The organism is Streptomyces sp. NBC_01006 (genome assembly GCF_045162725.1).
GTDB lineage: Bacteria > Actinomycetota > Actinomycetes > Streptomycetales > Streptomycetaceae > Streptomyces.
The window spans coordinates 4,886,463-4,898,875 of the sequence record NZ_CP108700.1 but is presented as its reverse complement, the minus strand read 5'-3'; the positions used below and the strand labels follow the sequence as shown (position 1 = coordinate 4,898,875).

General features: G+C 72.2%; 11 protein-coding genes. 3 read left to right on the top strand and 8 right to left on the bottom strand.

The features are described 5' to 3' along the window. The first annotated feature begins 192 nt into the window (after positions 1 to 192). The 3 genes from OG509_RS22445 (at position 193) to OG509_RS22435 (ending at position 3,595) form a co-directional block, all read left to right on the top strand. The gene (locus tag OG509_RS22445) at positions 193 to 681 is read left to right on the top strand and encodes a YajQ family cyclic di-GMP-binding protein (protein ID WP_030163016.1); all 489 of its coding nucleotides are present in this window, start codon (positions 193 to 195) and stop codon (positions 679 to 681) included. A 220-nt stretch (positions 682 to 901) separates the two neighbouring features. Continuing rightward, positions 902 to 2,329, top strand: a complete 1,428-nt coding sequence (locus OG509_RS22440; protein WP_406184258.1) for a SulP family inorganic anion transporter — start codon at positions 902 to 904, stop codon at positions 2,327 to 2,329. A gap of 18 nt (positions 2,330 to 2,347) precedes the next feature. Then, positions 2,348 to 3,595: an APC family permease gene (locus OG509_RS22435; protein ID WP_406184257.1), complete on the top strand. Its 1,248-nt coding sequence runs from the start codon at positions 2,348 to 2,350 to the stop codon at positions 3,593 to 3,595. Positions 3,596 to 3,709: 114 nt separating this feature from the next. On the opposite strand, the gene OG509_RS22430 is transcribed toward OG509_RS22435, so the two are convergent. The 8 genes from OG509_RS22430 to OG509_RS22395 all read right to left on the bottom strand — a co-directional run bounded on the left by OG509_RS22430 (position 3,710) and on the right by OG509_RS22395 (position 12,410). Then, a complete protein-coding gene (locus OG509_RS22430) occupies positions 3,710 to 4,690 on the bottom strand; it encodes a glycosyltransferase family 2 protein (protein ID WP_406184256.1) in 981 nt (326 codons plus the stop codon). Positions 4,691 to 4,775: 85 nt separating this feature from the next. Continuing rightward, complete coding sequence (locus tag OG509_RS22425; RefSeq protein ID WP_406184255.1) at positions 4,776 to 5,168, bottom strand: YccF domain-containing protein; 393 nt, start codon at positions 5,166 to 5,168, stop codon at positions 4,776 to 4,778. Next, entirely contained in the window at positions 5,165 to 6,028 is an 864-nt protein-coding gene (htpX, locus tag OG509_RS22420) for a zinc metalloprotease HtpX (RefSeq protein WP_387288294.1), read from the bottom strand. Before htpX ends, OG509_RS22425 begins: the two co-directional genes overlap by 4 nt. 239 nt (positions 6,029 to 6,267) lie before the next feature. Next, a complete protein-coding gene (locus OG509_RS22415) occupies positions 6,268 to 7,824 on the bottom strand; it encodes an NADH-quinone oxidoreductase subunit N (protein WP_406184254.1) in 1,557 nt (518 codons plus the stop codon). Beyond that, a complete protein-coding gene (locus OG509_RS22410; protein WP_406184253.1) occupies positions 7,821 to 9,410 on the bottom strand; it encodes a NuoM family protein in 1,590 nt (529 codons plus the stop codon). The genes OG509_RS22415 and OG509_RS22410 overlap by 4 nt, the downstream gene beginning before the upstream one ends. A gap of 38 nt (positions 9,411 to 9,448) precedes the next feature. Continuing rightward, on the bottom strand, positions 9,449 to 11,449 hold the full coding sequence (locus OG509_RS22405) for an NADH-quinone oxidoreductase subunit L (protein ID WP_406184252.1): 2,001 nt from the start codon (positions 11,447 to 11,449) through the stop codon (positions 9,449 to 9,451). Beyond that, positions 11,446 to 11,811, bottom strand: coding sequence for an NADH-quinone oxidoreductase subunit NuoK (gene nuoK / locus OG509_RS22400; RefSeq protein ID WP_385584232.1), 366 nt, complete (start codon positions 11,809 to 11,811; stop codon positions 11,446 to 11,448). Before nuoK ends, OG509_RS22405 begins: the two co-directional genes overlap by 4 nt. After that, positions 11,811 to 12,410, bottom strand: coding sequence for an NADH-quinone oxidoreductase subunit J (locus OG509_RS22395; protein ID WP_406187650.1), 600 nt, complete (start codon positions 12,408 to 12,410; stop codon positions 11,811 to 11,813). The genes nuoK and OG509_RS22395 overlap by 1 nt, the downstream gene beginning before the upstream one ends. Positions 12,411 to 12,413 lie beyond the last annotated feature (3 nt).

The following is a 12,413-nucleotide window of genomic DNA, read 5'->3' as shown; positions in this document are numbered from 1 at the left end:
GCTGCCATTTTTCCGCCTTGCGGCGGCGCTCCCTGGCAACGACGTAAACGATACCCGATGCTCGGGGGTGCTTCGCCACCGGATTGATCAGCACTGCGGGCGGGCGCGGTGGCTAGGCTTTGCCGAGCGGGCCGGGCATGTCCGGCCGCGCCCTCCGGGGCAATGACAGCCGACTTCAAGGAGCCACAGCACATGGCCGACTCCAGTTTCGACATCGTCTCGAAGGTCGAGCGGCAGGAGGTCGACAACGCCCTCAACCAGGCCGCCAAGGAACTCTCGCAGCGCTACGACTTCAAGGGCACCGGCGCCACCATCGCCTGGTCCGGCGAGAAGATCCTGATGGAGGCGAACTCCGAGGAGCGCGTCAAGGCCGTCCTCGACGTGTTCGAGACCAAGCTGGTCAAGCGCGGGATCTCGCTGAAGGCGCTCGACGCCGGCGAGCCGCAGCTGTCCGGCAAGGAGTACAAGATCTTCGCCTCGATCGAGGAAGGCATCTCCCAGGAGAACGCCAAGAAGGTCGCGAAGATCATCCGGGACGAGGGCCCCAAGGGCGTCAAGGCCCAGGTCCAGGGCGAGGAGCTGCGCGTCAGCTCCAAGAGCCGTGACGACCTGCAGGCCATCCAGGCCCTCCTCAAGGGCAAGGACCTCGACTTCGCGATCCAGTTCGTGAACTACCGCTGATCGCGGTCTCCCACCTGCCCTCCGGCGGCCCGGCGGTCCTTTTCGGACCGCCGGGCCGCGGCTGTTCCCGGAGGCCGCGGCTGCCTCGGGGGCGTGCGGATCATGTGCCCGGCGTGCACGGCGCGTGCGCCTCAGTGGCCCCCAATGGGCACTTGGGCAACCGTGCGCGCGCCCGCCAACCTGGCGGTATTCATCACCGCGGGACAGGGGAGGGACACGGATGCCTGAGGCCGGCACGTTTCGCGAAGACTTCGGGGCGTCCGTCGTGGTCGCGCTCGTCGCGCTGCCACTCTGCGTGGGCGTGGCGGTCGCCTCCGGAGTGCCCGCGGAGCTGGGGATCGTGACCGGGGTGGTGGGCGGGCTGATCACCGGCTGGTTCCCGGGGAGCTCGCTCCAGGTGAGCGGGCCGGCGGCCGGGCTCACCGTGCTCGTCTACGAGGCGGTGCAGACGCACGGGGCCCGTGCCCTGGGGGTCCTGGTGCTGGCCGCCGGGGTGCTGCAGCTGTGCATGGGGGCGCTGCGGCTCGGGCGGTGGTTCCGGGCGATCTCCGTCGCCGTCGTGCACGGGATGCTCGCCGGGATCGGACTCGTACTGATCGCGGGGCAGCTGTACGCCCTGGGCGGCGTACCGGCTCCCGGCGCGACCCTGGAGAAGCTCGCCGCGGTGCCGGCGCTCGCCGCCGAGGCCGACTGGGCCGCCGTGGCCCTCGGGGCCGGGACCATCGCCGTCCTCGTGGCCTGGCGCCGGATGCCGGCCCGGCTGCGGCTCGTACCGGGCGCGCTGGTCGGGGTGGCGGCCGCCACCGCCGTGTCGGTGATGCTGCGGCTGCCCGTCGAGAAGGTGACGGTGACCGGCGTCCTGGGGGCCGTCGCCCCGCCCGGCTGGGCGGACTTCGGGCTGCTGGCCTCCGCCGGGGCTCTCGGCACCGTGATCGCCCTGACGCTGATCGCCTCCGCCGAGACCCTGTTCAGCGCGGCCGCCGTCGACCGGATGCACGACGGGCCGCGGACCCACTACGACCGGGAGCTCGTGGCACAGGGCGTCGGCAACACCGTCTGCGGACTGCTCGGGGCGCTGCCGATGACCGCGGTGATCGTGCGCAGCGCGGCCAACGTGGAGGCCGGGGCCCGCACCCGGGCCTCCCGGGTCATGCACGGCGGCTGGCTGCTGCTGTTCGCCGTCGCCCTCCCCCAGCTGCTCCAGATCGTGCCGCTCGCCGCGCTGGCCGGGGTGCTGCTGCACGCCGGATGGAAACTGCTGCCGGCCAGGGCCGTCGCCGGCCTGTGGCGTACGCACCGGGGCGAGGCGGTGGTGCTGGTGGCGACGGCCGCCTCGGTCGTGGCCACCAACCTCTTCGAAGGGGTGCTGATCGGCCTGGGGCTCGCCGTGGTCAAGGCGGCCTGGGAAACCTCGCACGTGCACATCGAGGAGGTGTGGGAGGGCGGGGAGCTCCACGTCCAGGTGCTGGGCAGCGCCAGCTTCCTGCGGCTGCCGAAGCTGCTCGACGAGCTGGACGCGCTGCCTGCCGGACAGCCCGTACGCCTCGATCTGAGCGGGCTGCGCCACCTCGACCACGCCTGTCTGACGGCCCTCAACGGCTGGGAGCAGACCCGGACTCCACTGACCGGCCGCGAAGGCGTCATCTAGGGCGGCTACCCTCCGCCCGTGGACAACGAGTTGAAACGCACGCTGGGGGTCTTCGACGCCGTCGTCGTCGGGCTGGGGGCCATGGTCGGGGCGGGTATCTTCGCCGCGCTCGCCCCGGCGGCGGGCGCGGCGGGGCCCGCGGGCGGCGCGCTGCTCGCGGCCCTGGCGGTGGCGGCCCTGATCGCCTACTGCAACGCGCACTCCTCGGCGCGGCTGGCCGCCCGCTACCCGGCCTCCGGCGGGACCTACGTGTACGGGCGGGAGCGGCTCGGCCCGTTCTGGGGATACCTGGCCGGCTGGGGCTTCGTCATCGGCAAGACCGCCTCGTGCGCGGCGATGGCGCTCACCGTGGGGGCGTACGTGTGGCCCGGGCAGCAGCATGCCGTGGCCGTCGCGGCGGTGGTGGCGCTGACCGCCGCGAGCTACGGCGGCGTGCAGAAGTCCGCCCGGATCGCCCGGGTGATCGTGGCGGTGGTGCTGGCCGTGCTGGCCGGGGTCGTGGTGGTGTGCCTGACGTCCGGCGCGGCGGACGCGGGACGGCTCGGCGGCCTGGGCGGGGGCGGTGTCGGCGGTCTGCTCCAGGCGGCCGGGCTGCTGTTCTTCGCTTTCGCGGGGTACGCCCGGATCACCACCCTGGGCGAGGAGGTGCGTGATCCGGAGCGCACGATCCCGCGGGCGGTGCCCCTCGCCCTGGGGATCGCCCTGTTCGTCTACGCCGCGGTGGCGGTGGCGGCGCTGTCGGTGCTGGGCGCCGGGGCCCTGGCGGCTTCGCCGGCCCCGCTGGCCGACGCGGTACGGGCGGCCGGTGTGCCCGGACTGACCCCCGTGGTCCGGGTCGGGGCGGCCCTGGCCGCGCTGGGCTCGCTGCTGGCCCTGGTGCTCGGGGTGTCGCGGACCACCCTGGCGATGGCCCGGGACGGCCATCTCCCCCGCGCGCTGGCCGCCGTACATCCCCGGCATCAGGTGCCGCACCATGCGGAGCTCGCCGTGGGTGCGGTGGTCGCGGTGCTCGCGGCGACCACCGACCTGCGGGGCGCGATCGGTTTCTCGTCCTTCGGGGTGCTGGCCTACTACGCGATCGCGAACGCTTCGGCGTGGACTCTCGATTCAGGTGTCAAGGGCCGGGCCGTGGCAGCGGTCGGGCTGTCCGGCTGTGTCGTACTGGCCTGCGCGCTGCCGGCCGCGTCGGCACTCGCGGGGGCGGCCGTGCTGGCGCTGGGCGCGGTGGCCTACGGGGTGCGTGCGGGGCTCACGCGCGGGGCGTGAGCGCCCGCCCGGGTATCGCCCGCTTCGGCAACTGCTCGGTCTCGTCCATGCATCCATCGTGACCCACGCCACTGACAATCGCCCCGACCTGCAGCAATGCCCTCCGAGCCCTCGTCAGTTCCCGCTCTGCCCGGGGCCCTTGCCGGCGTCGTCCCGCGCCGAGTCGTACCCGATGAAGTACGTGGGCCGGCGCTGCACGGCGGTGTAGATCCGGCCGATGTACTCGCCGAGCAGCCCCACGCAGATCAGCTGCACGCCGCCGAGGAACAGCATGGCGACGAACAGCGAGCTCCAGCCGGGCACGGTCTTGCCGAGCAGGAAGACCACCAGCGTCCAGGCGATCATCACGAAGCAGGTGACGAAGCTGATGACGCCGAGCCAGGTCGCCAGCCGCAGCGGCGCGGCCGAGAAGTTGGTGATGCCGTCCACGGCGAGGCGGATCATCTTGCTCAGCGGGTACTTGGTCTCGCCCGCCACCCGCTCGCCCCGGCGGTACGTCACCTGCCCGCTCGGGAAACCGAGCCACGGCACCAGAAGCCGGTACACCTGGTGCTGGTCGGGCAGGGACTTGAGGGCCTCCACCGCCTCGCGGCTGAGCAGCCGGAAGTCCCCGGCCTGCGCGGGCACCTGCTTGCCGACCATGCGGCGCATCAGCCAGTAGTAGGCGCCGGCGGTGCGGCGCTTGAAGCCGGTGTCGGTGCTGCGGTCGGAGCGGACGCCGTAGACGATGTCGAGGCTCTCGGACCGGGCCAGGTCCAGCATCTCCGGAATTTTCTCCGGCGGATCCTGGAGGTCGGCGTCGATGCTGGCCACGTACGCCCCGACCGAGCTGTGCAGCCCGGCGCGCAGGGCGGCCTGGTGGCCGGAGTTGCCGCGCAGCCGGACGATGCGGAGCTCGGGCCAGTCCGTACGGAACTTCTCCAGGAGTTCGGCGGTCCGGTCGGTGCTTCCGTCGTCGACCGCGAGGACCTCGTACGGGACGCCGGTGTCGTCGAGCACCGGGCGCAGGCGGCTCACCAGGGCGGGGAGGGCCTCTTCCTCGTTGTACATCGGCACGATGACCGAGAGGGTCCTGGCCGTGCTCGCAGCCGACACTGGTTCTTCCTGCCCGTGAGTTCTGTCCGTGAGTCTGCCCGTGGGTTCGCCCGTGGGTTCTGCCCGGGTTCCGCCGCCCCGCCGCCTACCGGGACGCGAACGGCGCGTCGGTCGGGACGATCTCACGGCCCAGCGGGAACAGGGACAGCGGGACCATCTTGAAGTTGGCGATGCCGAACGGGATGCCGATGATCGTCACACACAGGGCGATGCCGGTGACGATGTGCCCGAGGGCCAGCCACCAGCCCGCCAGGACCAGCCACAGCACGTTGCCGACGCAGGACCCGGCGCCCGCGTCATGGCGCTCGACCGTGGTGTAGCCGAAGGGCCAGAGGGCGTACCGGGCGATGCGGAAGGACGCGATGCCGAACGGGATGCCGATGATCGTGATGCAGAGGATCACGCCCGCGAGGCAGTAGCCCAGGAACAGCCAGACGCCGCTGAGCACGAGCCAGATGATGTTGAGGATGGTCTTCACTGGCCACGTCCTGCCATCTGTTCGAGCCGGGCGATGCGCTCGGCCATCGGAGGGTGCGTCGAGAACATCTTAGAAAGGCCCTGGCCCGGGCGGAAAGGGTTGGCGATCATCATGTGGCTCGCGGTCTCCAGTCTGGGCTCGGGGGGCAGCGGGAGCTGCTTGACGCCGGCGTCCAGCTTGCGCAGGGCGCTGGCCAGGGCGAGCGGGTCGCCGGTGAGCTGGGCCCCGGACGCATCCGCCTCGTACTCGCGCGAGCGGCTGATGGCCAGCTGGATCACGCTGGCGGCCAGCGGACCCAGGATCATGACCAGCAGCATGCCGATGATGCCGGGCCCCTCGTCGTCGTTGGACCGGCCCACCGGGATCAGCCAGGCGAAATTCACCAGGAACATGATGACGGAGGCGAGGGCTCCGGCGACGGAGGAGATCAGGATGTCGCGGTTGTAGACGTGGCTCAGCTCGTGGCCGATCACCCCGCGCAGCTCGCGCTCGTCGAGGATGCGCAGGATGCCCTCGGTGCAGCAGACCGCGGCGTTGCGCGGGTTGCGGCCGGTGGCGAACGCGTTGGGCGCCTCGGTCGGCGAGATGTAGAGCCGGGGCATGGGCTGGCGCGCGGAGGTGGAGAGCTCGCGCACCATGCGGTAGAGCTGCGGGGCCTCGAACTCGCTGACGGGACGGGCGCGCATCGCGCGTAGAGCCAGCTTGTCGCTGTTCCAGTACGCGTACGCGTTCGTCCCCAGGGCGACGAGGACGGCGATGATCAGGCCGCCCCGCCCGAAGAAGCTTCCGATGACGATGATGAGTGCGGACAGCCCGCCGAGGAGTACGGCGGTCTTCAGCCCGTTGTGCCGGCGGTGCACGGTACGCCCTCCAAATGGTGCGGCAGGGGAGCCCCGTCCTGGATCTGAGGGTCTACGGTCCAGTGGACCCTCCCTCCCCGCTCAACGCGAGGTGAGGGCGTCTGGTTCCCAGGGCACGGCGGGTCCGCCGTCCGGGTGACCGGGGCGGCGGGGGTACGGCGGGGGTGCGCGGGCGTTGGGCCGTACGGGTCACTGCGTACGGGTTCGCCGGCGTACGGGCCTGCGTACGGGCTGCGCGCCTACAGCGGGAACAGGCTGCCCGACGCGAAGCGCAGGACCAGCTCCGGGGCGGCCGACAGCACCACGGCGGTGACCGCGGTGACCGCGATCGCGACGGTGACCGGCCACGGGGCCTTCGTACGGGCGCCTTCGGCGGAGGTCTGCGGGGCGCGGAAGAGCAGCGCCGTCCAGCGCAGGTAGTAGAAGAGGGCGATGACGACGTTGACCGCCATGACCGCGGCCAGCCAGCCCAGGCCCGCGTCGACCGCGGACCGGAAGACGGTGACCTTGGCGAAGAGCCCGATGATGCCCGGCGGCAGGCCGGCCAGGCAGAGCAGGAAGAAGGCCAGCGAGAGGGCGGCCAGCGGACGCTCGGCGTACAGCCCGCGGTAGTCGCTGATCCGGTGGAGCGGCTTCGTACGGCCGACGAGGGCGGCCACGGCGAACGCGCCGAGGTTCACGGCGGCGTACATGAGGGCGTAGGCGACGGTGGAGCCGATCTGGTCGCGCCCGGAGTACGCGGCGGCGGCGATCGGGACCAGCAGGTAGCCGGCCTGGCCGACCGAGGACCAGGCGAGCAGCCGTACGGCGCTGTTCGGGCGGTCGGCGGACTGGCGCAGCGCGGCGGTGTTGCCCACGGTCATGGTGAGCGCGGCGAGGACGGCGAGGGCCGGGCCCCAGATGTCGGAGTACGCGGGGAAGGCGATCACCGTGACGAGGATGAGGCCGGTGAAGCCGACGGCCTTGCCGATCACGGAGAGGTAGCCCGCGATGGGCAGCGGCGCGCCGACGTAGGTGTCCGGGACCCAGAAGTGGAAGGGGACGGCTGCGGTCTTGAAGGCGAAGCCGACGAGGGTGAGCGCGACCCCGGCCATGGCGAGGGTGTCGAGCTGTCCGGGGACGTCTTCGAGCCGGTCGGCGATCTGCGTGAGGTGCAGGGAGCCGGTGGCGGCGTAGACGAAACTGACGCCCAGCAGCGACACGGCGGTGGCGGTGACGGAGGACAGGAAGAACTTGAGGGCGGCCTCGGAGGAGAGGCGGTCGCCGCGGCGCATGCCGACGAGGGCGAAGGCGGGCAGCGAGGCGACTTCGAGGGCGACGATCAGGGTGGCGAGGTCGCGGGAGGCGGGCAGCAGGGCGGCGCCGGCCGTGGAGGACAGCAGCAGGAACCAGTACTCGCCGGCCGGCATGCGCGCGTCACGGACGGCGGTGACCGACAGCAGGGCGGTGACCAGGGCGCCGGCCAGTACCAGGAACTGGATGACGAGCGTGAAGTGGTCGGCGGTGTAGCTGCACGCGCCGGGGTCGGTGGTGAGGCAGAAGGTGGCCCGGTCGCCGGCGCGCAGCGGCAGCAGGGTGGCGGTCGCGGCGGCGAGGCCGGCGACGGAGAGCCAGCCGAGCAGCGGCTTGCGCCGCTCCGGCAGGAAGAGGTCGGCGACCAGGACGACCAGGGCGACGGCGGCGGGGAGGACCACGGGGGTGATCGCGAGCCAGTCGACGCTCTGGACGAGGCTCGCGGACCCGGTGGCCGGGGCCGCCGACGGGGCGGACAGAACGGAGGCCGTCAGGGCCGTCATGCGTTGCCTCCTGCGAGGAGCTTCTGGACGGCCGGGTCGGTGAGGCCGAGGAGGACGGCGGGCCACAGGCCGGCGAGGACGGTGAGGGCCACGAGCGGGGTCCAGGCGGCGAACTCGTAGTGCTGGATGTCGGCGAGTTCGAGCGCGGGTACGGAGCCGGCCGGGGCCCCGGCCCCGTGCCCGGGCCGGGCCTTGGGGTCGCCCATGCAGACGCGCCGGACGACGATCAGCAGGTAGGCGGCGGTGAGCAGGGTGCCGAACGCGCCGAAGGCCATGTACGTGAGGAAGGCGGGCCGGGGCAGGCCCTGCGCAGGGTCGAACGCGCCGAACAGGGCCAGCATCTCGCCCCAGAAGCCGGCGAGGCCGGGCAGGCCGAGGGAGGCGACGGCGGCGAAGGCGAGGAAGGCGCCGAGGCGGGGGGCGCGGCCGTAGAGGGCGGCCCCGGTGGCTCCGGCGAGGGTGTCGAGGTCGGCGGTGCCGTAGCGGTCCTTGAGGGCCCCGACCAGGAAGAAGAGGAGGCCGGTGATCAGGCCGTGGGCGATGTTCGCGAACAGTGCGCCGTTGACGCCGGTGGGGGTCATGGAGGCGATGCCGAGGAGGACGAAGCCCATGTGGCCGACGGAGGAGTACGCGATGAGGCGCTTGAGGTCGCCCTTGTTGCCCTTGCGGGCGAGCGAGAGGCAGGCGAGGGATCCGTAGACGATGCCGACGGCGGCGAAGGCGCCCAGGTAGGGGGCGAAGGTCGCCATGCCGTCGGGGGTGATGGGGAGCAGGATGCGGACGAACCCGTAGGTGCCCATCTTGAGCAGGACGCCGGCGAGCAGGACGGATCCGACGGTGGGCGCGGCCGTGTGGGCGTCGGGCAGCCAGCTGTGCAGCGGCCACATCGGGGTCTTCACGGCGAGGCCGAGGCCGATGGCGAGGACGGCCAGGAGCTGGGTGGTGTGGGTCAGTTCGCGTCCGTTGTCAGAGGCGAGTGCCACCATGTCGAAGGTGCCGCTGTTCAGTCCGATGAGCAGCAGTCCGAGCAGCATGACCACGGAGCCGAGGAGGGTGTAGAGGATGAACTTCCAGGCGGCGGCCTGCCTCTGAGCACCGCCCCAGCGGGCGATGAGGAAGTACATCGGGATGAGGACCATCTCGAAGGCGAGGAAGAACAGCAGCAGGTCGAGGACGGCGAAGGTCGCGAGGGTGCCGGACTCGAGGACGAGGAGCAGGGCGACGAAGGCCTTCGGGGAGGGGCCTTCGGGGAGCTTGAAGTAGCTGTAGAGCGCGCAGAGGAAGAACAGCAGCGCGGTCATCAGGAGGAGGGGGAGCGAGATGCCGTCGATGCCGAGGTGGATCCGGACGTTCAGCGCCTGGATCCAGCTGATGTCCGTGGTCGCCTGGAAGCGGGCCGGGGCGTCGTGGTCGAAGCCCAGGGCGAGGGCGATGGCCGCGGCGAGGATCACACCGGTCACGGTCACGCCGTGGCGCAGCACGGCCTGTTCGGGGCTCTTGCCCTTGAGTCCGGGCGGGGCGGGCAGGAGGGCCGCGACGGCTCCGAGGAGGGGTGCGGCCACGACGAACGCCAGAAGGAACTGCATCACGGACGGGCTGATATCAATCACGGCTGACTCACGGCTCACGATCCGGCGTTGACGTTGGCGAGGACGGCGGTGGCGATCGCCAGGACCACGGCGCCGGCGAGCAGGGCGCTCAGGTAGCTCTGTACGTTGCCGGTCTGGGCCCGGCGTACGAGGCTGCCGAGCAGCCGGGGGCCGGCGCCCGCGCCGCTGACGTACGTGTCCACGACCTCGCGGTCGAGGAAGCGGACGAGGCTCGCGGCGGCGCGGACGGGGCGGACGAACAGCCGGTCGTAGACGGCGTCGAGGTGGAAGCCGTCGGCCGCGTGGCGGTGCAGGGGGCCCAGGAGGGCCCGGCCGGGGTCGGGGGCCGCGCCGGCCGGGACGGCGGGGTGGTCGTGGGTGACCTCGGCGACCTCGGGGGTCTCGGCGGCGGACTCCGCGGCGGCGGCGGACGCGGATCCGCCGGCTCCGTAGCCGACCGCGGCGGCCTTCGCGGTGGCCCGCTGCCACAGGGCGTACGTCAGGACCGCGCCGACGGCGGCGGCTCCGGTGCCGAGGACGGAGGTGGTCAGCGTCGGGCTGAGCTCGTTGCCGTCGAACCAGTCGGCGATCGGCCCGGCGCACAGGCCGAATCCGATGGTCGGGATCGCGAGCACCCACAGCACGCCGGTCATGGCGACGGGCTCCTTGCCGTGGTCGGGGGCGGCGGCGCCCCGGCCGCGGAAGGCCATCAGCCACAGGCGGGTGGCGTAGGCGGCGGTGAGCAGGGCGGTCAGCACGCCGGCGACGAGGACGACCCAGCCCGCGGCGCTGGGAGCGGCCTCCGAGTGACCGCCGGCGGCGTGCTCGGCGGCGACGAGGACGGCTTCCTTGGAGAAGAAGCCGGCGAAGGGCGGGATCGCGGCGAGCGCGAGCAGCGCGATCGTCATGGTCCAGAAGGCGTCGGGGATGCGCTTGGCCAGGCCGTCCATGCGGGACATGGCGGCCAGGGAGTTCGTCCCGGCGGCGTGGATGATCACGCCCGCACCGAGGAACAGGAGCGCCTTGAAGACACCGTGGGACAGCAGGTGGAAAACGGCGGCGCCGCGGTCGGCGACGGCCAGGGCCCCGATCATGTAGCCGAGCTGGCCGATCGTGGAGTAGGCGAGTACGCGCTTGATGTCGTCCTGGGCCAGGGCGGCGAGGCCGGAGCCGAGCATCGTGACGGCCGCCATGACGGCCATGACCACCAGGGCGGCCGCGGAGGCCGCGAAGACCGGGAGGAGGCGGGCGACGAAGTAGACACCGGCGGCGACCATCGTCGCGGCGTGGATCAGCGCGGAGACCGGGGTGGGGCCCGCCATGGCGTCCGGGAGCCAGGTGTGCAGCGGGAACTGCGCGGACTTGCCCGCGACTCCGGCGAGCAGCAGCAGGGCGATCAGCGTCGGGTGGTCGAGTCCTCCTGCGGCGACGGCGCCCAGGACCTTGGGGATCTCGAAGGAGTCGGCATCGGTGGCGAGCGCGAACAGGCCGATCAGGAAGGGGACGTCGCCCAGCTTGGTGACGAGGAAGGCCTTCAGGGAGGCGGAGCGGGCCGCCTCGGTCTCCCAGTAGTGGCCGACGAGGAAGTAGGAGCAGATGCCCATGACCTCCCAGCCGACCAACAGCACCATCAGGTCGCCGGTGTAGACGACGAGCAGCATGGCGGAGGTGAACAGGGAGACCAGAGCGGCGTACGAGGGGTAGCGCGGGTCCTCGCGGAGGTATGCCGTCGAGTAGAGCTGTACGCAGGTGGCGACGAGGCCGACCAGCACGGCGACCAGGACGGCGAAGCCGTTCAGGTAGAGCGAGAGGTCGATCGGGACGGAGCCGGTCGGGGTCAGCTCGGTCGAGGCGGTGATCGGCTTGCCGCCGCCCTGGCGGACGGCGACGAGTACGGCCAGCACGGCGGCGGCCAGCACCGGCAGCACGGCGAGGGGCCGGACGAACCCGGGGGCGCGGCGGCCGAGCAGCAGTCCCGCCACCGCGCCCAGGAAGGGCAGGAGCGGGACGAGGACCGCGAGGGTCGTGGTGCTCACGCGGTGACCTCGCTCTGGTTGTTCGGGGCGGGCTGGTCGTTCGGGGCGGGCTCGTGGCCCTCGGCGGTGTCGCGCAGCCGGTCGACGTCCGAGGTGCCGCGGTTGCGGTACACCATCAGCACGATCGCGAGGCCGATGCCGATCTCCGCGGCGGCGATGGCGATCGTGAAGAGGGTGAGGGCCTGGCCTGCGTGCAGGGCGTCGCGCAGCCAGACGTCGAAGGCCACCAGGTTCAGGTTGACGGCGTTGAGCATCAGCTCGACGGACATCAGGACCAGGATGGCGTTGCGGCGGGCGAGCACTCCGTACAGGCCCGTGCAGAAGAGGAGCACCGCGAGCACGGCGGGGTAGGCGAGGTGCATCAGCGCTGCTGCCCCTTCGTGTTGTCGTCGGACCCACCGGCGGCGGTGTCCCTGCGGGAGAGCACGATGGCGCCGATCAGGGCCGCGAGGAGGAGGACGGAGAGCGCTTCGAAGGGCAGCACCCAGTGCTGGAAGAGGATCTCGCCGGAGACCTTGGTCGAGCCCTGGGCGGGGCCGTCGAGGTCGATCCAGGTGGTGCGGAAGGCGTCGACGACGACCCAGACCAGGGATGCGGCCGCGACGAGGGCGACGCCGAGGGCCACCCAGCGGTTGTTCGAGTCGGCATCCGGGGAGCGGCCGATGGGGGCCTTGGTGAGCATCAGCCCGAAGAGGAGGAGGACGACCACGGATCCGAGGTAGATCAGGACCTGGACCCAGGCGATGAACTCGGCGGTCAGCAGCAGGTACTCGACGGCGATGCCGCCGAGCGCGACGACCAGCCACAGGGCGGCGTGCACGAGCTGCTTGGTGGTGACGGTGACGGCGGCCGCGCCGAGGGTGGCGAGGCCGACGAGGAGGAAGGCGATCTCGACGCCGGTCGGGGAGAGGAACCCGTGGCCCGTCGCCGCGGCGGCCAGGGTGGTGGCCGCGGGGGTCAGGTC